Here is a 21,471-nt window from a genome sequence, read left to right as displayed (position 1 = left end):
GCCCGCTCCCGTGAGCGGCCTATGCGTCGGCTGTGGATCCCGGCAGCCAGACCGTGAACGCGGTGTGGCCGGGCCGGCTGACCACGTCGACCCGCCCGTGGTGCGCCTCGACCACGGCGGCGACGATGGCCAAGCCCAGGCCGGTGCTGCCCTGCGCGCGGGAGCGGGAGGTGTCGCCGCGCGCGAACCGCTCGAAGACCTCCGGCTGCAACTGCTCCGGAATGCCCGGCCCGTCGTCGGTGACGCGTAGTTCGACGCCGCCGGGCGCGGGCGCGAGCCGGACCGTGACTGTGGTGCCGGCCGGGGTGTGCACCCGCGCGTTCGCCAGCAGGTTCGCCAGCACCTGGTGCAGCCGGTGGGCGTCGCCGGTGACGGTGAGCGGCTCGTCGGGCAGGTCGAGTTGCCAGCGGTGGTCGGGCCCGGCGACGTGCGCGTCACTGACCGCGTTCACGGCCATGGCGGTCAGGTCGACCGGCTCGGCGGCGAGCGGGCGGCCGGAGTCCAGCCGGGCCAGCAGCAGCAGGTCGTCGACGAGGCTCGTCATCCGGGTGCTCTCCGACTCGACGCGGCGCAGCGCGTGCGCCACGTCGGGCGGCACCTCCTGGCGGCCCCGGCGGGCCACCTCGGCGTACCCGCGGATGGCAGCGAGGGGGGTGCGCAGCTCGTGGCTGGCGTCGGCGACGAACTGGCGTACCCGGGTCTCGCTGGCCTGCCGGGCGACGAGCGCGGCGGCGACGTGGCCGAGCATCCGGTTGAGCGCGCCGCCGACCTGCCCGACCTCGGTGCGGGGGTCGGTGTCGGCGGCCGGCACCCGCACGGACAGGGCGACCTCGCCGCGGTCGAGCGGCAGTTCGGTGACCCGGGCGGCGGTGGCGGCGACGCGGTTGAGCGGCCGCAGCGTCACCCGGACGATGAGCAGACCGAGGGCGCCGGCGATGACCAGGCCGGCGCCGATCACCCCGGCCTGCGCGACGAGCATCCACATGACGGTGTCGTCGACCTGGGCCAGCGGGATCGCGAGGACCAGCACGTCGCCGTCGCCGCGCGGCGACGGGAGCGCGATCGCGCGGTAGTCGCCCCGGTCGCCGACGACGACTGTGTGCGGGCGGTCGCCGACGGGTACGCGGGCCAGCGCGGTCAGGTCGGCGGCGGGCACCTCCTCGCTGTCGCCGTTTCCGGACCGGACCCGGCCGACGGGTTCGGCGGCGGCGGGCACCCGGACGGCGATCGAGCCCGGCGGGAAGCCGCCAGGGGGGTCCGGCGCCACCTCGTCGGAGTCCGGCGGGGTGGGCCGCTGGTCCGGTCGCGGCGGGTCGACGCCGCGGCGGGCCCAGCGTTCGAAGTCGGCGGGCCGCCGGTCGCCGAAGGTGAGCTGGTTGTCGATCTGGTCGATCAGGAAGTGTCGCAGCGCGACTGTGGTCAGGCCGCCGATGCCGATGCTCACCAGCGCGAGCAGCGCCACCACGGAGAGCACCAGGCGGCGGCGCAGCGACCAGCCGGCCAGGCGGCGGCGCAGCCGGCCGCCCCTGTCACTCGGCGGGTTTGAGGACATAGCCCGCCCCGCGCAGCGTATGGATCATGGGCGCGCGGCCCGCGTCGATCTTCTTGCGCAGGTACGAGATGTACAGCTCGACCACGTTGGCCTGGCCGCCGAAGTCGTAGTTCCACACCCGGTCGAGGATCTGCGCCTTGCTGAGCACCCGGCGCGGGTTGCGCATGAGGTAGCGCAGCAGCTCGAACTCGGTGGCGGTGAGCGTGATCAGGTCGTCGCCGCGGCGTACCTCGTGGCTGTCCTCGTCGAGGGTGAGGTCGCCGACGGTGAGCACCGCCTCCTGGCGGGCGGCGACCGCGAAGCCGGAACGGCGCAGCAGCGCGCGCAGCCGGGCGATCACCTCCTCCAGGCTGAACGGCTTGGTGACGTAGTCGTCGCCGCCGACGGTGAGCCCGGCGACGCGTTCCTCCACCGCGTCGCGGGCGGTCAGGAACAGCACCGGCACGCTCGGGAACTGCTCGCGCAGGCGGCGCAGCACCTGGAAGCCGTCCAGGTCGGGCAGCATCACGTCGAGCACCACGGCGTCCGGGCGGAACTGGCGGGCGGTGGTGACAGCCGCCATGCCGCTGCCGGCGGTGGCGACCTGCCAGCCCTCGTACCGCAGCGCCATCGAGAGCAGGTCGGTGAGTGTCGGCTCGTCGTCGACGACGAGCACCCGCACCGGTTCGCCGTCCGGTCGGCGCAGTTCGATGCGACCCTGCGCGGACTGCGCGTTCATGACCATGCCCCCATCGTGGGCGGACCCGCTGTCGGCGGGCTGTCCCGATCCTGTGTACCAGCTGTGCGCGCCGCGCGGCGGCGATCCGGGCAGGTCGACGGGGTCTTCCGCACGGGGGCTACCCGGTGGTAACTTCCCGGCATGTCCATCGATGGTCGTTTTTCCGGCCGGTTGGCCGGCAAGGTGGTGCTGGTGACCGGCGCGGCCCGGGGCATCGGCGAGCACACCGCCCGCCTCGCCGCGGCGCGCGGCGCCCGGTTGTCCCTCGTCGGGCTGGAACCCGACCGGCTCGCCGCGCTCGCCGCCGAGCTGGGCCCGGGGCACGCATGGTTCGCCGCCGACGTCACCGACCAGAACGCCCTCGCCGCGGCGGTGGACGGGACACTCGCGACGCTGGGCGGGATCGACGCGGTGGTGGCGAACGCCGGGGTGGCCAACCGAGGCACGATCGCCGTCGGCGACGTCGAGGCGCTGGTGCGTACCGTCGAGGTCAACCTGATCGGGGTGATGCGCACCGCGGCGGCGACCGTGCCCGCGCTCGTCGACCGGGGTGGCTATCTGCTGATCGTCTCCTCGGCCGCGGCGTTCGCCGCGCTGCCCGGCATGGCCGCCTACTGCGCCTCCAAGGCCGGCGTCGAGCAGTTCGGCAACGCGGTCCGGCTGGAGCTGGCACACCGGGGCGTGGCGGTCGGCACCGCCCATCCGTCGTGGGTGGACACCGACCTGGTCCGCGAGGCGCGCGCCGATCTGCCGGCCTTCTCCACGGCGCTGGCGAAGCTGCCCTGGCCGCTGCGGCGTACCACAACGGTGACCGAGTGCGCCGAGGCGTTCGTCCGGGCGATCGAGCGCCGCAGCCGACGGGTGTACGTGCCGCGCGCCGTGGCCGGCGTGCAGGCGATGCGATCGGTGCTGGTCAGCCCGCTGGCCGACCGGTTGGTGGGCCGCACCGCCCGGGCCACCGTCCCGCTGATCGAGGAGCAGTCCCGCGCGCTGGGCCGGGGCTTCGGCGCCAGCACGCCGCAGGGGCGGCCGTGACCGCGCCGGTGGACGTCGTCTACGAGCGGCGGGGCACCGGGCCGACGCTGGTGCTCCTGCACGGCATCGGCCACCACGGCGGCGCCTGGCGTCCGGTGCTGGATCGCCTCGCCGAGGCGCACGACGTGATCGCCGTCGACCTGCCGGGCTTCGGCCGCTCCCCGGTGCCCGCCGCCGGGCTGCCCGCCGACATGCCCGGCCTGGCCGTGGCCATGGTCGAGCTGTTCGCCGCGTTCGGGCTGGAACGCCCGCACGTCGCGGGCAACAGCCTGGGCGGCGCGATCGCCCTCGAACTGGCCGCGATCGGCGCGGTCTCCTCGGCCACCGCGCTGTCGCCGGCCGGGTTCTGCACCGCGCGCGAGCTGCGCTGGGCGCTGACGGTGCTCGCGCTGCACCGCAACGCGGCCCGGCTGCCCGAACCGGTGCTGCGCCGCCTGTTCGCCGCGCCCGCGCTGCGGATGCTGGCGATGGGCATGATCCTGGCCCGGCCCAACCGGATGGCCCTCGACGACGCGCTCGCCGACGCCCGCGCGCTGCGCCAGGCACGGGCGTTCCGCGCCGTCGCCCGCGCCGGCCGGGGGTACGCCTACGCGGGCGCGCCGACCGTGCCGGTCACAGTCGCGTGGGGTACTCGGGACCGGATCCTGCCGTACCGGCAGGCGGCGCTGGCGCGTACCCGGCTGCCCGCCGCGCGGCACCTGGACCTGCCCGGCTGCGGGCACGTGCCCATGCACGACGACCCGGAGCTGGTCGCCTCGGTCATCCTCGGCACCACCGGCGTCCGGCCGGCCTGACGCGCCGCGTCCGGCCGCTGCGAGACGACCTCACTCGGTCGCGCCGAACGGGAACGTGTGCACGTACCGCATCGTCCAGCCGCCGGGCGACGCGTGGTCGTCGCGCTCGTAGAGGTGGTCGGCCACCCCCTCGGCCGGTTCCTCCGGATGACGCAGCACCCACCGGGGCGGCGGCGCGCCGTCCGGCCCGGCGGGCAGGTCCCGGGTCAGCTCGTCGGCCGGTCCGCCGACGAACCGTACGCGCACCACGGCCACCGCTGCCCTCCGTCCGTCGACGCCCTCGCCGCGAAGCTACCCCGCCGCGGCGCCGCCCCTCGGCGGTTTGCACAGCTCCGGGGCCGGGTAGCGGGACCGGAGGGCACCGGACGAGGCGAGGAGTGGCGATGAGGACGCTGGGCGGGCGGTACGAGCTCGAACAGCGAGCCGGCTTGGGTGGCATGTCGGAGGTGTGGCGCGCGCACGACCGCGTGCTGGACCGGACCGTCGCGGTGAAGCTCATCTCCCCCGCACTGGACGGCGACGCCGGCTCGGTGGAACGGATCCGGGCCGAAGCGCGTTCGGCGGCGCGGCTGGTGCACCCGAACGTCGCGAGCGTGCACGACTTCGGCACCGCGACGCTGCCGGACGGACGACCGGTGCCGTACATCGTGATGGAGCTGGCCGAGGGCGAGACGCTCGCCGCGCACCTGCGCACCGGGCCGCTGGACTGGCGGATCGCGGTACGGGTCTGCGCCGAGGTGTGCGCCGCGCTCGCCGCCGCGCACGCGCACGACATCGTGCACCGGGACGTCAAGCCCGCGAACGTGATCCTCACCCCGTGCGGGGTGAAGGTGCTCGACTTCGGCATCGCCACTCCGGCCGGCGCACCGGACCACACTCCGGACGGCGTCGTCGTGGGCACTCCGGCGTACCTGGCGCCGGAGCAGCTCGACCGCCGGCCGGCCACCCCGGCCGCCGACATGTACGCGCTGGGCGTGCTGCTGTACTACTGCCTCACCGGTGAACTGCCGTACGAGGCCGGCACCACCACCCAGCTGCTCGGGTCGCGCCGCCGCCGGCCGCCCCGCCCGCTGCCCGAGGTTCCCGGCCTGCCGGGCGAGGTGGCCGAGCTCGTCCGCCGCTGCCTCGACGCCGACCCGTGCGCCCGGCCGACCAGCCCGATGGCCGCGTTGCTGCTGGCCGAGGCCGTGGACGCCCGGGTCTACGTGCCGATGACCGCGATGCTGCCCCGGCAGCGCCTGCCGCAGGTGTCGCCGTGGACCAGCCGGGCCGCCGCCGAGGCCACCGAGGCGATGGCCGTCGACGCCGCGACCAGCGGCCGGGTCCGCTGAGCACTCCTACTGGCTGCTTGGGCGCGGTTTCGCCGCTCGGGGTCCGGGAACGCGGTCCGGTGAGTGACGGGAGGAACGCGATGCCGGATCCGAGTTCCTGGCTGGCCGAGACGGCCACGGCGACCGCGGCGGGCGGTCACGTACGCACCGACGACGGCGGGCTCTCCTCCGCCCTGGCGTCCCCGCTGGCGCCGCACTGCACCGGCCTGACGCCGGAACAGCTCCTGGCCGCGGCGTTCGCCTCCTGCCTGCACCACGCGGCGGTGGAGGCGGCCGGGGAGATCACCGACGAGGCGCACACCGTGCAGGTGACCGCCGAGGCGAAGCTGGGCCGCGACGACGACGGCCGCTACCGGGCCGACGTGCACGCCGAGATCTCCTCGGCGGGACTGACCCGGGACCAGCTGGCCGACCTGGTCGCGTACGCCGACCGGCTCTGGCCGTTCTCCAGCGGAGATCCGAGCCGGCACCGGCTCACCGTGACCCCGGCGGAGAACGGCCGGCACTGAGAGGTCACCAGCGGAAGCCGGCGGTGACCGCGCGGTGGTCGCTGTCCGGGGTGTGCAGCACCCCGGCGGCGGTCGGCGTCAGTCCCCGGTAGAGGACGTGGTCCGGGCGGGTGACCGGCAGCCCGGCCGGCCAGGTGAACCCGAATCCCTGCCCGGCCTCGGCCTGCGCGTCGCCGAGCAGCCGGGTCAGCGGGTCGAAGACCCGGTCGGTGGTGGCGGTGTTCAGGTCGCCGAGCACCACCAGCCGGTCGGCCGGGTCGGCACGCACGGCGTCGGCGAGCGCGGCGACGGTCTGGTCCCGGGTGGCGGTGTGCCCGGCCCGCGCGGAGCCGAGGTGGACCACGTACACGGCCAGGTCGCCCTGAGGCGCGGCGACCACAGCCCGCAGCGCGCGGTCCCAGCCCAGCCCGGTGTCGACGCCGTGCGCCTCGCGGATCGGCCACCGGCTCCACAGCGCGACAGTCGACACCACCGCCCGGTGCGGGTAGCGCTCGGCCAGCACGGACGCCACCCGGTCGCCGTCGGCGACCTCCTGGAGCCCGATCAGGTCCGGGGCGTCGTCGGTGAGCGCGCCGACGGTGGCGGCCGGGTCGGGGTTGCCCACGCGCAGGTTCTGGCTGACCACGCGGACCGCGGCGCCGTCCGCGCCGGCGGCCGGGGGCAGCCACGCGCGGCCGTAGAGCCCGGCCCAGACCAGGGCCGGCAGCAGCACCGCCAGCAGCGCCGGCCGGGAGCGGCGCAGCAGCGCCGCGAGCGCGAGCAGCGGCACGGCGATTCCGAGCAGCGGGGTGACGCTGTCCACCAGGCTGCCCAGGCCGTGCACGTTCGGCACCAGCCGGTGCCCGGCCAGCAGCAGCGTGAGCAGCACGGCGCAGAGGATGACGACGGCGCCGCGCCGGCTGCGGGGGCCGGGCGGGCGCTCGTCGACCATCCGCTGCGTCACCGTCGGAATCGTATCGAGCGCCCGGGTCGCCGCGCGGCGGCGTCGCCATGATCCACGGTCTCCGCACCGTGAGCCGCCGGATCGCGAGGAGTCGATCCCGGCGGGTCGGCGGACCGCCGCCGGGCGAGAGACGGCCGACCAGGGCACCCTCGGCCGAACGGTGGAGCCGGGCGTCGGCCGCCGCCGGGTCGACTCGGCGTCCGTTTCGCACCACCGAAACCGACATAGGCATTCTTCCGGGTACGCGCGGTTAGCGGTTTTCATGATCCGCCACCCCTGATGTCGCCCGCGAATCCGGCAGATTGTGGCGCATGCCACCAATCACCCCGATGGCAAAGGGCCGGAAGCTTTCTAGCCTCGGCGGGTGCACCCCGACGACCCCGATCATCAGCCGTTGCCCGCCAACCGCCCGGTTCGCCGAACGATTGACCCGGCATCAGCCGAACGGAGGGTGGGGCGTCACCGCGCCCCGGAACCGCCACGACGCGGCCCGGCCCGGTCCGTGCCCGGCCGGATCGCGGTGGCCACCGGCGTCACCTGCTGCCTCGGCCTGATCGGCGTGGCGGGCGTCGGCGAGACCGGCCCGGCGCACCTGGAGGTACGCGAGGCGGTCGCCGACCGGGCCGCCGCCGACCAGCGCGCCTCCCGCGACTTCACCCGGGTCGCGCCGCCGGCCGTCGCGGCCCTGCCGCCGCCGGCTCCCACGCCCGGCACCACGGCGACGAAGAAGCCGCCGCGCAAGCCCGTGCTGCCCGCGCGCCCCCGGCCGGTCGCCGGCCTGGACCAACGGCAGATGGACAACGCCAAGGCCATCGTCGACGTGGGGCGGGAGATGAAGATGCCCCGCCGGGCCCTGGTCGTCGCAGTCGCCACCGCCATGCAGGAGAGCAACCTCTACAACCTGGCCAGCGACGTGCTGCCGCAGTCCTTCGACCACCCGCACCAGGGCAGCGGCTCCGACCACGACTCGGTCGGGCTGTTCCAGCAGCGGCCCAGCAGCGGCTGGGGCACCGTCGCCCAGCTTATGCGGCCGGCGTACGCGGCCCGGGCCTTCTACGCCGCGCTGCGCGAGGTGCCGGGCTGGGAGGACATGAGCGTCACCGCCGCCGCCCAGGCGGTGCAGGTGTCCGCCTACCCCGACGCGTACGCCCGGCACGAGAAGCGCGCCACGACCGTGGTGTCGGCGCTGGTCTGACCCGGCGCCGGTCAGGCGGAGCTGCGCCCGGCGCCACCGGGCCGTACGCTCGCCGCGGCGGTGGGGGTGTCCACCGCCACCCGCTCGCCCCGCGCCCCGGCCAGGATCTCGTCGACCCGGGACTCCCGGCGGCGGCGCGCCAGCAGGGCCGCCTCGAACTCGCGGCGCGCCCGCACGGCCTCGGCGTACGCCTCCTCCCGCAACCGGCGGGCCTCCTCACGTGCGGCCTCCAGCTCGGCGCGAGCCTGCGCCAGCAGCTCGGCGGCCTCCCGTTCGGCGACGGACGGGTGGGACGCGGCCGGCTCGACCGGCGCGGTACGGCGATGCAGGAAGTCGCACAGGTGCACGGCGTCCGACCGGATCTGGTCCCACTCCCGGCCGGCCCCGGCGGCGCCCTCCGCTCGCGCCGCCAGCCGACCCAGCCGCAGGCTCAGCTCGTCCAGACAGGCGTCGACCTGCCGCCTGTCGTAGCCGGTCTCCACCACCGAGAACCTCATGCGTCGCCCCCCAGGCAGCCGGTGCGCGTCCCCACCTGCCGATCCTGCGGTCCCCGCGCTCCCGGGCGCGGCCGTTCCCGCAAAATGTTCAGGATGCGGAGGCCCGGACTTCCCGCCCCTACGGGTGCTTCGGGAGCACGACCACCCGTCCGAAGAACTCGTCGATCCGGCGTACCACGTCGTTGAAGTCGTCCAGGTCGATCGGCTTCGTCACATACGCGTTGGCCTGGAGCGTGTAGCTGCTGACCACGTCGGTGTCGGCGTTGGAGGTGGTGAGCACGACGATCGGGATGGTCCGCAGGCTCTCGTCACCCTTGACCTCGCCGAGCACCTGCCGCCCGTCCATCCGGGGCATGTTCAGGTCGAGCAGGATCACGTCGGGGCGCTGCGCCTCGGTGTGCCGGCCCTCGCGGCGGAGGAACTCCATCGCCTCCTGGCCGTCGGCGACCACGTCGATGACCTTGTCGACGTCGGAGTCGGCCAGCGCCTCCTCGATCATCAGGACGTCACCCGGGTCGTCGTCCACCACCAGGATGCGAACGGGGCTGGGGCTGGTCTGACCCATCGGTTTACCTGCTTCGTGGTGAGGAGGGCGTCCGGCCGCACAGCCGGCTGCTGGCGGGGAAATGTACCGGATCAGGAGGCGGCCGGCGCGGTCGGGTCGGCGGTGTCGAGGCCGCGGTGGAGCACCTCGGCCAGCCCGGTCACCTGGAGCACCCGGGCCACCCGGCCGGTCGCCCCGGTGAGCCGCAGCCAGCCGCCGTCGGCGGCGACGATGTTGTCCCCCCGGACGAAGGCCGCGATGCCGGTGGAGTCGCAGAACGTCAGTTCGGTGAGATCGAGCAGCAGCTCGCGGTGCCCCTCCGCCACCACCCGGTCGATCGCCGAACTCAACTCTCCGGCCGTGCCGAGGTCGAGCTCGCCGGCCAGCCGGAGGCAGACGCCGCCCCCGTCCCGCTGGGCGTACGTGACGGTGAACGTCACAGTGGCCCCTCTCGCTCCCACCGCAGGCGAACCCTTGCAGTGGTGCAAGTATATGCGACGGCCGGCCCGGCGCCCGTCAGCGGCCCGCCGCCGACAGCCCGCCCACCAGGGCCCTCCCCCGGTCGAGGAAGGCGGCCGCGCGTGGGAAGTCGCGCAGCTGCTGTCCATAGTGCTCCAGCGTCAGCCCGACCGCGCCCGCCGGCACCCCGCGGCTGACCAGGATCTCCACCAGCCACTCGACGAACCCGGTGAACAGCGTCGCGTCGTCCACGTAGAGCGCGGCGGCCAGGAAGTCCACGATGTAGCCGAGGTCGCTGATCGTGGAGTCGAGCTGCGCCGGGGTGTAGCCGGCCGTCGACGGCGCCCGCTCGCGCAGGTCGGCCAGGGCGCTGTCGATCAGCTCGCCGCGCCGTTTGACCAGGCTGACGTACTCGTCGTCGGCCAGGTGATCCAACCGCGCGGGCGGCGTCTCGCGCAGCGCCCGCTCGTCGGCCACCAGGTCCGCCGCGGCCGGCGCGTCGGGCGCCCACGGCACACCGAGCACGCGGGCCCAGCGGCCGTCGTCGCCGAAGCCCCGGCCACCGACCACCACCGGCACGTCGGAGCGGCGGCACGCCTCCACCATCCGATGGGCGTGCGGCAGCCGCATCGGCAGCGCGCAGGCCAGCGCCACCGCCTCGGCGTCGTAGCGATGCAGGTAGGACACCAGGTGCGCGGCCGGGACGCTGGCGCCGAGGAAGACGACCTGCCAGCCGCGCAGCCGCAGCACCTCGGCCACCAGCCGGGCCGGCAGCGCGTGCCACTCACCGTCCATGCAGGCCATCACGATCCGCCCGCGGGTCGGGCGGGGATCGGCGTACGCGGCCACAGCGGCCACCACCCGCTCGCTGATGTGGGTGGCGGCGTGCTCCTGGGCGACGCTCCACTCGTTGCGGGCCCAGCGTTCGCCCACCTCGGCCTGGGCCGGGGCGACCAGATCCAGCAGCACCCGCTCGGCCGGCACGCCCGCCTCCAGCAGCCCGCGGGCCACCGACACGGCGGCGGACTCGTCGGCGTCGGCCAGGCACTCCAGATAGCGGGGGAAGGCGTGGCCCGGGTCGGCCTCGACGGTCGGCACGGTCACGCGAACAGCTCCCTCGTTCGTTCGGTCACGGCCGGATCCGGCACCGCGTGCAGGTGCCGCGGCGCCCGCCCGGCCGGGCCGGTGGCCCGCAGCGCCAGCACGGCGATGTCGTCGTGGTCGCCGTGCGCGAGCCAGTCGCAGGTCACCTGCTCGACCCGCTCGGCGAGCGCCGGCGCGGGCATCCGGTGGCAGCCGGTCACCGCGTTGAGCAGCCGCTCGGCGCCGAACTGCTCGTCACCGCGCCGGCCGCCGCGCGCCTCGGTCACCCCGTCGCTGTAGAACAGGCAGGTCTCCCCCGGCGCCAGGTGCACCGTCACCTCGCCGATGCGGGGATCGGGCACCACACCGATCAGCATGCCGCGCAACGGCACCACCTCGACCTCGCCGGACTCCCGCAGCACCAGCGGCGGCAGGTGCCCGCCGCCGGCCAGGGTCAGCGTCAGGCCGCCGTCGCGGTGCGGCCGGGCCACGCCGAGCACCATGGTGGCGAACCGGCCCTGCCCGTGCGCCTGCGTGGTCTCCAGCAGCGCGTCGTTCAGCAGCTTCAGCAGCCGTCCCGGCTGGGTCTCGACCCGGTGCAACGCCTGGAGGCACTGGCGCAGCTGACCGGTGAACACGGCCGCCTCCACGCCCTTGCCCGACACGTCGCCGAGGAAGAAGACCGAGCCGCCGTCGGCGAGCCGGTGCGAGCCGTAGAAGTCACCGCCGATGCGCAGACCGGCCTGCGCCAGCCGGTACGCGGTGCCCCACTGCACCCCCGTCGCCGAGGCCGGCTCGACCGGCAGCAGGCTGGCCTGCAACGTGTCGGCGACCTCGGCCTGGTCGCGGTAGAGCATGGCGGTGGTCAGCGCCGCGCCGGCGCGGGCCGCGAACGCGCGGACCAGGTCCACGTCGGCCTCGTCGTACCAGCGCTCGGCGCGCCGGGCCACCAGCAGGGCCCCGGCCGGCGCCTCCCGGCCGGGCAGCGGCACCACCCGGGCGGTGGCGCCGGAGGTGTCCAGGCCGGGCAGCCAGCCCGCCTCGGCGGCCTGCTCGACCAGCCAGTCCAGCTCGTGCGGCTCGGCGCCGGCCAGGCCGGCCTCGATGGCCACGGGGAGCGCCGTGGCGGGCAGCACCCCGCTGTCCACCACCGGCGGCCGGTCGTCCGCGCGTACCGCCCGCCACCAGCGGGCGCGGCCGGAGCGGGGGGCGAGGACGAGGACCGCCACGTCGGCCGCCGTGGGAACGGCCAGGCGCACCACGGCGGCGGCGGCCCGGTCCGGGTGCAGCGGGTTGCCGAGCTTCTCGCCGACCACGGCGAGGAACGCCGAGCGGGCCCGCTCGGCGAGCAGCGCGTCGGCCCGGCTGACGCTCTCGGTGACGTCGTCGACGTACCAGCAGCGCCGTCGGTGGGACAACGCGACCGGGCGTACGCGCAGCCGCCGCCCGTGGTGGGTGAACTCGGCCGGGCCGTCGCCGCGCAGCGGGACCGGGCCGGCCGCGGCCAGCAGCTCGCCGGGCGTCACCTCGGGGATCAGCCGCTCCGCGACCGGGCTCACGTGCTGGACGACACCGTCGGCGTCGCAGACGACCAGGCCCTCACGGAAGTGCTCGACCACCTCGGACCAGTTGGGAACGGTAAGGTCGTGGTCGGCTGCCAGCGGCGGCAGGGCGGACGGCACCGGCGCGGCGGCGGACCACGCCGGAGCCCGTGCGGCGCTCGGCGTGGAGATCCGTCCGTCGCCCGGGTCGGCACCCCTGACGTCGGCAGCAGTCACCAGCTGAGCCCCACTCTCCTCGTCGACACCCGGGGGCGCCGGACCCGGCGCCTGTGGTCACGTATCACCGCCCACCCTACGCCGGTATGCCGGGACCGCCACCCCACGGCGCTGCGGCCCGCTCGCGCATCCAGCGAGGTGATGGCGCTGTTGTTACGATCCTGTCAATACCGGCCCGACCGGCAACCCCGCGGAAAGGCGTGACGTGGTTCCTCAACGGAGAAGGCCCGAGGCGAGCCCGCTGAGCATCTCCGTGGATCGATCGAACCCGGCCGTCCCGGTGGTCGTCGTCGGCGGCGACCTGGCGTACGCCACGGCGGGCCCGCTGCGCGCCGAGATCGACCGGCTGCTCACCGCGCGTCCGACGACGCTGGTGTTCGACTTCGGCGGCCTTCAGTTCATGGACAGCACCGGCCTGTCCGTGATCGTGCACGCCTGGCGGGAGGGCCAGCACGCAGGCACCGCCATCGAGCTGCGGTCGGTCCCGCGCTTCCTGGAGACCATCCTCGACCTGACCGGCGTCACCGGTCTGCTCGACCGCTCGCCGGTCGACGACGCGCCGGGCCTCGCCGCGCCGGGTTCGACAGCGTCCGCGTGACCCCGGGGGTTTCCCGGCCGTGCCCGGCTGGGAACATGGGAACGTGCCCTCCCAGATGTTGACCATCGAGGTGGACCGGCTCGACGCCGGTTCCGCCCGGGTGCGGCTGGCCGGGGAACTGGACTTCGACACCGCGCCGGAACTCGTCGACGCCGTGGCCGACCTGCGCCGCGACGGTCACCAGGAGCTGGAACTCGACTTCGCCGGGGTGGACCTCTGCGACTCCTCGGGCCTGAGCGCGCTCGTGGTGATCCACCGGGCCGGCACCGGGGCGATCCGCCTGCTGAACCTGAACCCGCAGATCAGGCACCTGCTGGACCGCACCGGCCTGGCCGAGTTGCTGGCCGCCCCGCCGCAGGAGCTGACCGGCGGCGCCCGCGAGGCGGGCTGACCCGGCCGGCGCCGCCCGCGAGACGGGCGGACGCCCCGCGGACAGGGGTGGCCCCCGACCCTGGGACCAGGGGCCGGGGGCCGGGAGGATGGCTCAGACGGCGGGCGCGGCCTGCCGGTGCGGTGCTTCGTCGCGCGACTGGCCCGCGACTGGAGGCTCGACGTCCTCCGGCGCGCCGGAATCGGGCGTCTGGAACAGATAACGGACGAAGTCCCCGCTCATGTCGTCGTCGTCCGCTCCGGGCCACTGCCCGACGCAGTCGACGCCGACCACCTCGCGTCCACTGCCGTCGTGGTGCTCCAGCAGCGCCCAGAGGGTCACCGGGTAGGAACGGGTGTCGTCCGGGCCGATCCGCCAACGGGCGTACCAGCCGGGACGGGCGGGGACGATCTCCACGATCCGTTTCATGTCGACCTGCCCTTCCGCGTGCGTCGGAAGTTGTCCGGTCCGTCCGAGCCTGCCGCCCGCCGGGGTGAGCGCTCCTCACCCGCAGCGAATGAAGCGTCCGCCGGGCGGTCCGCCGTTACCTTCCCGGCAGCGCCGGGAACGCGGTCGGCGCAAGCGCAACCGACCCAGGAACGAGGTGCGACGATGCGCAAGCAGATGGAGGGCGACAACCAGCGCCGCCGGGCCCTGGCCCGCGAGGCCCGCGAGCGAGGGCTGCGGCCGAGCCAGACCGGCGCCAGCCTCAGCGCGTCCAAGCAGGTCACCTCGCTGGACCAGCACGACCGGTCCGGCCCGCCGCCGGCCGGACGGCACAAGCCGGACACGACCCGGGGTGGCCCCGCGCCGCCGCCGGCCGCGGTCGCGGAGCGGCCGCGGCCGCTCCCGGACCCGACACCGTCACCCGGGGTCTCGATGGGCTACCGGGATCTCGTCGACGACGTGAGCCGGCGTGCGGGGGTGGACTTCTCCGCGGCCAAGGTCGCGGCGGAGGCCACCGTGCTGGCCCTGGCCCGGGCGCTGGACGAGACGGAACGGGAGCGGCTGCTGGAGGCGGTGCCGCTGACCCTGCACGACGTGGTGCCGGTGCACGGCATGGAACGCCGCCGCGACCTGCCCGGCTTCCTGGCCGAGGTCGGCCGGTACAGCCGCCTCACCCCGGAGCAGGCGCGGTACCAGGCAGAGGCGACGCTCGCCGCGCTCGCCGAGGCCGACGCGGATCTGGTCGAGTCGCTGCGCGTACCCGACGAGTTGCGTGACCTGCTCGGGCCGGCCGACTTCGGCGGCGGCCTGGTGGGCGCGTCCTCGGCCACCGCGCCGCTGACCGAGGCGGAGCTGCGCGACGCGCTCGCGACGCTGCCCTACTGGTCCAGTGACAGGCGCTCGCTCGTGCGCACGATCGAGCTCCCCGGCGGCAACCTGGACCGGGTGCTCGACCGGCTGGACCGGCTCAAGTCCGACGTCGGACGCTCGCCGCAGATCGGGCGTCCCGACCCGGACAACGCCGTGCTGACGGTCCGGACCCAGCAGGTCGACGGTGTGACGGCGGCGGACGTGGACCTCGCGCACCGGGTGGACGCGGCAGTCGACGAGGCCGGCGCCGGGATGGCGGCCGGCTGACCCGGCGGCGGAACGGCCCCGGTCCCATGCGGGCCGGGGCCGCCCGTGGCCGCGCGGTACCGTGTCCCGCCGTGGATCACGACGACACCGAGACCCTGGAGATCGTGGTGGACCCGGCCCGCCCGTCCGGGCGCACGCTGCTGGCCGACGGGGTCGAGCAGTCGTACGTGGACGTGGCCGACGCCCGGTACCTGCACTTCGAGTACGTGCGGCGGATCGCCGCCGCGATCGACCTGGCCGCCCCGCGCGGCGCGGCGCTGACCGCGCTGCACCTCGGCGGCGGCGCGCTCACGCTGCCGCGCTGGCTCGCGAGCACCCGGCCCGGTTCGGCGCAGCGGGTGATCGAGCGCGATCCGGGCGTGGTCGAGCTGGTCCGGCGGAAACTGCCACGGCTGCCGCCGGAGGTGGTGGTGGCGCTCGGCGACGCCCGGAAGGCGGTCGCCGAGGAGCCGTCCGGGACGTACGACGTGGTGGTGGCCGACGTGTACCGGGCGGCCCGGATGCCGCCGCAGGTGGCGGCGGTCGAGTTCGCGGCGCAGGTGGCCCGGGTGCTGCGCCCGGACGGCCTCTACCTGATCAACCTCACCGACCTGCCGCCGCTGGCGCACACCCGGTCACAGGTGGCGACGCTGCGGGCGGTGTTCGCCGACGTCTGCCTGGTCGCCGACCGGCGGATGCTGCGCGGACGCCGGTACGGCAACGTGGTGCTCGCCGCCACGCCCACGGCGGGCCGGATCCCGGTGATCCGGCTCGCCACCCGCGTCGCCGCCGACCCGGTGCCCGGAACGGTGCTGCACGGCGCGACGCTCGACGCGTTCGCCGCGGGTGCCCACCCGGTCACCGACGCCGACCTGGGCTGAGCCGGGTTTCCGTACCCCCAGCACGGGTAGCCGCGCCGGATGAGCGCCGCCGACGATCGGTCCATCGCGCGCCGGACGCTGATCGTGATCGGTCTGGTCCTCGCCACCGGGGTCGGGCTCGCGCTGGTCTGGGCCACCCGGCGGGTGCTGGTGTGGGGACTGGTGGCGGTGTTCTTCGCGGTCGCCCTCAAACCGCTCGTGGACCGTCTCGAACGTCGGGTACGCCGCCGCGCGCTCGCCACGCTGCTGGTGTTCCTGGCCGCGTTCGCGCTGTTCGCCGCCGTCGGCGCGCTGATCGTGGTGCCGCTGGTGGACGAGGTGGGCCGCTTCGCCGACCGGGCGCCGGACATCGTGCGCGAGGCGCAGGCCGGGCAGGGGCCGCTCGGGCGGCTGCTGGACCGCTTCCACCTGCTCCGCTACGCCGAACCCGGCCAGCTGCGCCGGTACGGCGCCCGGCTCGGCGACCCGACGGTAGGGGTGGTCCGCAGCGTGGCCCAGGCGGTCGCCGCGCTGGTCACCGTGGTGGTGCTGGCGTACCTGATGGTCCTGGAGGCGCCGAAGATCGTGGCCGCCACGCTGCGGCTCACCGGCGACGGCGCGGCGGCGCGGCTGCGGCGCATCGGGCGTGACTCGTCCCGGATCGTCACCGGCTACCTGAGCGGCAACCTGCTGATCAGCCTGATCTGCGGCGGTCTGACGTTCGTCGTACTGTTCCTGCTCGGTGTGCCGTTCGCCGCGGTGATCGCGCTGGCGGTCGCCGTGTTCGACCTGATCCCGCTCGTCGGCGCCACTCTCGGCGCGCTCGCCGCGGCCGGCGCGGCGTTCCTGCACTCCCCCACCGCCGGCCTCGTCGTGCTGGTCTTCTTCGTGGTCTACCAGCAGGTGGAGAACCATCTGCTGCAACCGGTCATCATGGGCCGCGCGGTCCGGTTGAACCCGTTGACGGTGCTGGTCAGCGTCCTGCTGTCGGTCGAGCTGGCCGGGCTGGTGGGGGCGCTGCTGGCGATCCCGGCCGCCGGCATCGTCCAGGTGCTGCTGCGCGAGTTCGCGCCCGCCGGGCGGGAGGCGCTGCCGCAGCCCGCCGACGGCGAACCGGCCGACCCAGGTGCGGCCGGTAGCGCCGGAGCACCGGAACGGCCGCCGGCCGGCGGGTGAGAGCCGGCCGGCGGGTGCGTGCGGCGATCAGTGGCGGCGGGCCAGCTCCGGTGACTCGCTCTCCAGCGGCACCGCGTTCGCGGGGACCAGGCCGAGCTGCACGGCGGGCCGGGGCAGCGTCGCGTCCAGCGCCCAGTCCGCCGCGACCCGGGGCCGGTTACCGGGCATGGCCAGCAGGTGGTAGCCGCGGGTGACGGCCTTGGCCGGCAGCCCTGCGAGCGGCACCTTCAGCGGGTTCGCCGCCGCGTCCTTGCCGCCCAGGTCCACCACCCAGCCCAGGTCGTGGTGCTTGTACGACTTGCGCACGCCCTGACCGTACGAGGCGGCGATGTTGTGCGCCGCCAGCTTGCCCTGCCGCTGGGCGTGCTGCGCGGTCATGGCGCACACCTGCCCAGGGCGGGTCGGGTCGGGCACGGCGGCGGCGTCGCCGCAGGCGAACACCTCGGGGTAGCCGGGAACGTTGAGGAACTCGTCGACCACCAGCCGGCCCTTCTCGGTGCGCAGGCCCAGTTCGGCCACGAACGGGTCGGGGCGTACACCCACGCACCAGACGAGGCTGCACGTCGGGACGTACTCGCCGTCGGTGAGCATCACCCCGTCCGGGGTGGCTTCGGCGACCGAGGTGCCCATCCGCACGTCCACGCCGCGTTTGCGCAGCACCCGGTCGGCGGTGACCGACATCCGCCGGTCCAGTTCGGGCAGCACCCGGGGCGCCACGTCCAGCAGCATCCAGCGCGGCCGGACCTTCAGGTGCGGACGCTGGGCCATCAGCCGGTCGGTGAACAGCTGCCCGTGCGCGGCCACCTCGGTGCCGGTGTAGCCGGCGCCGACCACCACGAACGTGGTGCGGGCCCGCTGCTCGGCCGGGTCCTGGGTCAGCTCGGCCAGCTCGACCTGCCGGACCACGTGGTCGTGCAGGAACAGCGCCTCGGGCAGGCCGCGGAAGCCGTGGGCGTACTCGGTCACGCCGGGGATCGGCAGCAGCTTGTTGACGCTGCCCACGCTGAGCACGAGCCGGTCGTACGCGAGCTGCCCGTGGTCGCCCTCGACGGAGCGGTAGCCGACCCACCGGTTCTGCAGGTCGACCCGGTCGGCCTCGCCGATCACCACGCGGACGCCGTCGAGCGTGCCGGCGAGCGGCACCGCGATCCGGGTCGGCTCCACCACACCTACCGCCACCTCGGGCAGCAGCGGCAGGTAGAGGAAGTAGTCGGTCGTGTTCAGCAGGACGATCTCGGCCCGGTCGCGGGCCAGTCGGCGCAACGTCTTGGCCGCGTGGTACCCGGCGAACCCGGCCCCCACGATCACCACCCGTGGTTTCGTCATGCCTGCTGCCGTTCCCGGGCAGACCTGCGACAAACGTGCCCGTGATCCATCCATCAGCGGCTATATGGACATTCCTCGTGATCGGCGCGAGGATGCCGGGATGGGAAACCACGAGACCGCCGAGGGTCGGCCCACGAGGTCCAGCCGGCGTACCTTCCTCACCGCCTCCGCCGCGGCCACCGCCGCCGCCGTCGCCACCCCGCTCACCGCCGCCCCGGCCGCCGCCGCGACCGGCGCTCCCCCGGGCCCGGGCCGTCCGGCCCGGCCGCAGCGGCCCGGCCGCGAGCTGGCCGCGCTGCTGCGCGAGATCGACGGCCGCCGGATCGAGGCCGTCGTGCGCCGGCTCGCCGCGTTCGGCACCCGCCACACCCTGTCCAGCCAGACCGATCCGGTACGCGGCATCGGCGCCGCCCGCGACTGGATCCACGCCCAGCTCTCCGGGTACGCGGCCGCGTCCGGCGGCCGGATGACTGTCGAACTCCAGTCGTACGTCCAGCAGCCCGCCTCCCGCATCCCCGTCCCGACCACCATCACCAACGTGGTGGCGACCCTGCGCGGCGACGTCACGCCCGAGCGGGTGTACGTCATCACCGGCCACTACGACTCCCGGGCGACCGACGTGATGGACGCGGTCAGCGACGCACCAGGCGCGGACGACGACGCCTCCGGCGTGGCGGTGGTGATGGAGCTGGCCCGGGTGCTGTCCACCCGCCGCACCGAGGCCACCATCGTGCTCGCCGCCGTCGCAGCCGAGGAGCAGGGACTGTACGGCTCGGCGTACCTCGCCTCGCAGTTGAAGGCGGCCGGCGCCGATGTCCAGGCCATGTTCAGCAACGACATCGTCGGGTCCAGCACCGCCGACGACGGCACGCGCGACCCGCGTACCGTGCGGTTGTTCGCCGAGGGCGTGCCGACCGCCGAGACCCCGGCCGAGGCGAGCGTGCGGCAGTCCGTCGGCGGCGAGAACGACTCGCCGTCGCGGCAGCTCGCCCGGTTCGTCACCGACGTGGCCGGGAACTCCGCCACCGGCATGGACGTGCGCGTCATCTACCGGCGGGACCGCTACCTGCGCGGCAGCGACCACATCTCGTTCCTGCGCGAGGGCTGGCCGGCCGGCCGGTTCACCGAGCCGAACGAGGACTTCGCCCACCAGCACCAGGACGTGCGGGTCGTCGACGGGGTGCAGTACGGCGACCTGCCGGAGTTCTGCGACTTCGGCTACATCACCCGGGTGGTCCGGGTGAACGCCGCGACGCTGTGGTCACTGGCCCAGGCGCCCGGCACACCCAAGGGCGTCACCGTGGTGACCACGAACCTGACCAACGACACCACGTTGCGGTGGCAGCGCGGGCCCGAGCCGGACCTGGCCGGGTACGAGGTGGTGTGGCGGGAGACCACCGCCGACCAGTGGCAGAAGGTGCTGCCGGTCGGCGACGTCACCGAGGTGACCATCGACCTGTCCAAGGACAACGTGTTCTTCGGCGTACGGGCGGTCGACCGGGACGGGCACCGCAGCCCGGTCGCCTTCCCGAAGCCCGGCAGCTGAGACCGGCCGGTCACCATCCTCCGGCGCCGCACTCAGTCCGGCGCCGGGGCGGTGATCGCCCAGCGTTCGTGGTCGCGCCACGCGCCGTCGATGAACAGGTAGTCCGGGGAGAACCCCTCCAGCCGGAAGCCGAGCCGGCGCGCCAGCCGCTTCGACGGCTCGTTGCCGGGCTGGATGTTCGCCTCCAGCCGGTGCAGACCGAGCGGCCCGAACGCGTACTCGATCACCAGCCGCACCCCGGCCGAGGCGTGCCCGGTGCCCGCGTACGGGCGGAACGCCGCGTATCCGAGGTAGCCGCCGCGCAGCGCGCCCAGCACGATGCCGCTGATGTTCGCGTATCCGGCGATCTGCCCGGTGGCCCGGTCGCAGAACAGGAACCCGGCGCTGTCCCGCCCCCGGATCTTGCGCAGGTACGCCGCGTAGCGCTGCGCGTCATCGGGCGCTGAGAGCCACGGATGGTGCAGGTCGCGGCTGCGCCGGACGGCGGCGACGAACTCCGCCTCGTCAGCCGGACGGGGACGGCGGATGGCGACGCGTCCGTCACTGCGCAGATATCGCACAGCGCCACTCTCCGCCACCGCGTCCACCCCACCGCATCCGGGGGTGCACTCCCCCTCCGCCACACGGCCCGCCGCGTCCGGAGTGCGCGTTTCCGCGCCGGCGCCCACTTCCGGCACGACCTCCCCGCCCCCTGTCCCGCCCCGACGTGAGGCGACCCGTCCCAGCCCGGACGTGAGGCCGCCCGCCCCGGCACCGACGTGAGGCCGCCCGCCCCGGCCCCGACGTGCCGCCCGTCCCGGCCGGTCCACCGCCCCGGGAAGGCGGGCCGCGACGCCGCTTCCGCCTCGCCCCAGGCGGGGCCCGTAGATCTTGGTAGGAAACGGCCCTCATGGGGGCCCTTTCGTACCAAGATCTCCCCGGCTCCCATGATGTGGCCTGCCGATCTCATTGTGCGGGAACGACGCCTTGTAGCCCCGCACGGCACCTTTTGGCTCCTGTGCGGCACAGGTGACGGACCGACGTGCCCACTCGATCTTGCACTTGGCGCCCCAGGTATGCCCGCTTTGCGAGGTTCGCCGGGCACCAAACCAAGATCGCGTGGGCGGGCGGGGTGGAGCTGTGACGACCGGCGTCGAGGCTGACCTCGGACGGATCCGTCCGCGCCTCGGACGGGACCATCGGCACCCGGTCGGGTGGTTCGGTCCGCGGTGTCCGGTTCGCTGCGCTGAGCCTGGCGGGGCTGTGGTCGGTGCCACCGTGGGGGTGGAATCGGTGGCGGGCGCGAGGCGTTGTACATGGCTGACGGCCCAGGCACCAGGTCGAGCGCCGGGCACCGGCCCGCCAGGGGCGCCCGGATAGGTCAGGGAATCGGCCCGGCCCGGTCGTCGTTACATCCCCGGACGACGGGCACCCCGCCGTCCCCCGGAATGGCCGCCGGCCGGACGCCGTTACCTCCCCCAGGTCGTCGCCCCGGCCGAGAGCCACGGAATGACCCCGGCCCGCCGGTCGTTACATCCACCGGGCCGAACCGCGAGGCCACGCCGCCGGACAGGCCCCATCGGGCCGTACCGCCCCGACCGGGTGAGCCACGGTC

General features: G+C 75.0%; 23 protein-coding genes. 11 read left to right on the top strand and 12 right to left on the bottom strand.

Annotated elements, in window-relative coordinates; genetic code table 11:
- Nucleotides 1-19 precede the first annotated feature (19 nt).
- Both MICAU_RS14145 and MICAU_RS14140 read right to left on the bottom strand, forming a co-directional pair.
- Entirely contained in the window at nt 20-1,552 is a 1,533-nt protein-coding gene (locus MICAU_RS14145; RefSeq protein WP_013286000.1) for a sensor histidine kinase, read from the bottom strand.
- Complete coding sequence (locus MICAU_RS14140; RefSeq protein ID WP_030269147.1) at nt 1,530-2,276, bottom strand: response regulator transcription factor; 747 nt, start codon at nt 2,274-2,276, stop codon at nt 1,530-1,532. Before MICAU_RS14140 ends, MICAU_RS14145 begins: the two co-directional genes overlap by 23 nt.
- 135 nt (nt 2,277-2,411) lie before the next feature.
- Here MICAU_RS14140 and MICAU_RS14135 point away from each other — a divergent pair, with 135 nt between their 5' ends.
- Together MICAU_RS14135 and MICAU_RS14130 are read left to right on the top strand one after the other, a co-directional pair.
- Nucleotides 2,412-3,305 carry an SDR family oxidoreductase gene (locus tag MICAU_RS14135; RefSeq protein WP_013285998.1) on the top strand — a complete coding sequence of 298 codons (894 nt, stop codon included), beginning with the start codon at nt 2,412-2,414 and terminating at the stop codon, nt 3,303-3,305.
- Entirely contained in the window at nt 3,302-4,099 is a 798-nt protein-coding gene (locus tag MICAU_RS14130; protein WP_013285997.1) for an alpha/beta fold hydrolase, read from the top strand. Before MICAU_RS14135 ends, MICAU_RS14130 begins: the two co-directional genes overlap by 4 nt.
- A gap of 30 nt (nt 4,100-4,129) precedes the next feature.
- On the opposite strand, the gene MICAU_RS14125 is transcribed toward MICAU_RS14130, so the two are convergent.
- Nucleotides 4,130-4,354 (bottom strand): DUF8847 domain-containing protein, encoded by a 225-nt coding sequence (locus MICAU_RS14125; RefSeq protein ID WP_013285996.1) that lies wholly within the window; start codon nt 4,352-4,354, stop codon nt 4,130-4,132.
- A 128-nt stretch (nt 4,355-4,482) separates the two neighbouring features.
- Here MICAU_RS14125 and MICAU_RS14120 point away from each other — a divergent pair, with 128 nt between their 5' ends.
- Nucleotides 4,483-5,430 (top strand): serine/threonine-protein kinase, encoded by a 948-nt coding sequence (locus MICAU_RS14120; RefSeq protein WP_013285995.1) that lies wholly within the window; start codon nt 4,483-4,485, stop codon nt 5,428-5,430.
- A gap of 80 nt (nt 5,431-5,510) precedes the next feature.
- Nucleotides 5,511-5,939, top strand: coding sequence for an OsmC family protein (locus tag MICAU_RS14115; RefSeq protein ID WP_013285994.1), 429 nt, complete (start codon nt 5,511-5,513; stop codon nt 5,937-5,939).
- 4 nt (nt 5,940-5,943) lie between these two features.
- On the opposite strand, the gene MICAU_RS14110 is transcribed toward MICAU_RS14115, so the two are convergent.
- The gene (locus MICAU_RS14110) at nt 5,944-6,882 is read right to left on the bottom strand and encodes an endonuclease/exonuclease/phosphatase family protein (protein WP_244879761.1); all 939 of its coding nucleotides are present in this window, start codon (nt 6,880-6,882) and stop codon (nt 5,944-5,946) included.
- A 364-nt stretch (nt 6,883-7,246) separates the two neighbouring features.
- On the opposite strand from MICAU_RS14110, the gene MICAU_RS14105 reads away from it, so the two are divergent.
- Complete coding sequence (locus MICAU_RS14105; protein ID WP_425311442.1) at nt 7,247-8,077, top strand: hypothetical protein; 831 nt, start codon at nt 7,247-7,249, stop codon at nt 8,075-8,077.
- 11 nt (nt 8,078-8,088) lie between these two features.
- On the opposite strand, the gene MICAU_RS14100 is transcribed toward MICAU_RS14105, so the two are convergent.
- The 5 genes from MICAU_RS14100 to MICAU_RS14080 form a co-directional block, all read right to left on the bottom strand.
- The gene (locus MICAU_RS14100) at nt 8,089-8,574 is read right to left on the bottom strand and encodes a H+transporting two-sector ATPase B/B' subunit (protein WP_013285991.1); all 486 of its coding nucleotides are present in this window, start codon (nt 8,572-8,574) and stop codon (nt 8,089-8,091) included.
- A gap of 118 nt (nt 8,575-8,692) precedes the next feature.
- Nucleotides 8,693-9,139 carry a response regulator gene (locus MICAU_RS14095; protein WP_013285990.1) on the bottom strand — a complete coding sequence of 149 codons (447 nt, stop codon included), beginning with the start codon at nt 9,137-9,139 and terminating at the stop codon, nt 8,693-8,695.
- A gap of 71 nt (nt 9,140-9,210) precedes the next feature.
- Nucleotides 9,211-9,558: an STAS domain-containing protein gene (locus MICAU_RS14090; protein WP_013285989.1), complete on the bottom strand. Its 348-nt coding sequence runs from the start codon at nt 9,556-9,558 to the stop codon at nt 9,211-9,213.
- 76 nt (nt 9,559-9,634) lie between these two features.
- The gene (locus MICAU_RS14085; protein ID WP_013285988.1) at nt 9,635-10,681 is read right to left on the bottom strand and encodes a cobalamin B12-binding domain-containing protein; all 1,047 of its coding nucleotides are present in this window, start codon (nt 10,679-10,681) and stop codon (nt 9,635-9,637) included.
- Nucleotides 10,678-12,438 carry a PP2C family protein-serine/threonine phosphatase gene (locus MICAU_RS14080; RefSeq protein WP_013285987.1) on the bottom strand — a complete coding sequence of 587 codons (1,761 nt, stop codon included), beginning with the start codon at nt 12,436-12,438 and terminating at the stop codon, nt 10,678-10,680. Before MICAU_RS14080 ends, MICAU_RS14085 begins: the two co-directional genes overlap by 4 nt.
- Nucleotides 12,439-12,691: 253 nt before the next feature.
- Between MICAU_RS14080 and MICAU_RS14075 the strand changes: the two genes are divergently transcribed.
- The gene (locus MICAU_RS14075) at nt 12,692-13,036 is read left to right on the top strand and encodes an STAS domain-containing protein (RefSeq protein WP_013285986.1); all 345 of its coding nucleotides are present in this window, start codon (nt 12,692-12,694) and stop codon (nt 13,034-13,036) included.
- A gap of 43 nt (nt 13,037-13,079) precedes the next feature.
- Nucleotides 13,080-13,427 (top strand): STAS domain-containing protein, encoded by a 348-nt coding sequence (locus tag MICAU_RS14070; RefSeq protein WP_232236616.1) that lies wholly within the window; start codon nt 13,080-13,082, stop codon nt 13,425-13,427.
- A gap of 93 nt (nt 13,428-13,520) precedes the next feature.
- Here MICAU_RS14070 and MICAU_RS14065 read toward each other — a convergent pair whose 3' ends face one another.
- A complete protein-coding gene (locus tag MICAU_RS14065) occupies nt 13,521-13,835 on the bottom strand; it encodes a hypothetical protein (protein WP_013285984.1) in 315 nt (104 codons plus the stop codon).
- A gap of 183 nt (nt 13,836-14,018) precedes the next feature.
- On the opposite strand from MICAU_RS14065, the gene MICAU_RS14060 reads away from it, so the two are divergent.
- Genes MICAU_RS14060 through MICAU_RS14050 form a run of 3 tightly spaced genes read left to right on the top strand, consistent with a single transcriptional unit; the run spans nt 14,019 to nt 17,005 of the window.
- Complete coding sequence (locus MICAU_RS14060) at nt 14,019-14,990, top strand: DUF2267 domain-containing protein (RefSeq protein ID WP_013285983.1); 972 nt, start codon at nt 14,019-14,021, stop codon at nt 14,988-14,990.
- A gap of 26 nt (nt 14,991-15,016) precedes the next feature.
- Entirely contained in the window at nt 15,017-15,850 is an 834-nt protein-coding gene (locus tag MICAU_RS14055) for a spermidine synthase (protein WP_013285982.1), read from the top strand.
- A 39-nt stretch (nt 15,851-15,889) separates the two neighbouring features.
- Nucleotides 15,890-17,005, top strand: coding sequence for an AI-2E family transporter (locus MICAU_RS14050; RefSeq protein ID WP_013285981.1), 1,116 nt, complete (start codon nt 15,890-15,892; stop codon nt 17,003-17,005).
- Between the two features lie 27 nt (nt 17,006-17,032).
- Here MICAU_RS14050 and MICAU_RS14045 read toward each other — a convergent pair whose 3' ends face one another.
- Nucleotides 17,033-18,331, bottom strand: a complete 1,299-nt coding sequence (locus MICAU_RS14045) for an NAD(P)/FAD-dependent oxidoreductase (RefSeq protein ID WP_013285980.1) — start codon at nt 18,329-18,331, stop codon at nt 17,033-17,035.
- A 100-nt stretch (nt 18,332-18,431) separates the two neighbouring features.
- On the opposite strand from MICAU_RS14045, the gene MICAU_RS14040 reads away from it, so the two are divergent.
- Entirely contained in the window at nt 18,432-19,877 is a 1,446-nt protein-coding gene (locus MICAU_RS14040; RefSeq protein ID WP_013285979.1) for a M20/M25/M40 family metallo-hydrolase, read from the top strand.
- Nucleotides 19,878-19,909: 32 nt separating this feature from the next.
- On the opposite strand, the gene MICAU_RS14035 is transcribed toward MICAU_RS14040, so the two are convergent.
- A complete protein-coding gene (locus MICAU_RS14035) occupies nt 19,910-20,437 on the bottom strand; it encodes a GNAT family N-acetyltransferase (protein ID WP_236619305.1) in 528 nt (175 codons plus the stop codon).
- Nucleotides 20,438-21,471: the final 1,034 nt, after the last annotated feature.

It is taken from the genome of Micromonospora aurantiaca ATCC 27029 (assembly GCF_000145235.1).
Taxonomy (GTDB): domain Bacteria; phylum Actinomycetota; class Actinomycetes; order Mycobacteriales; family Micromonosporaceae; genus Micromonospora; species Micromonospora aurantiaca.
The sequence above is the reverse complement of the archived record's forward strand: the minus strand, read 5'-3'. Positions and strand labels throughout refer to the sequence as shown.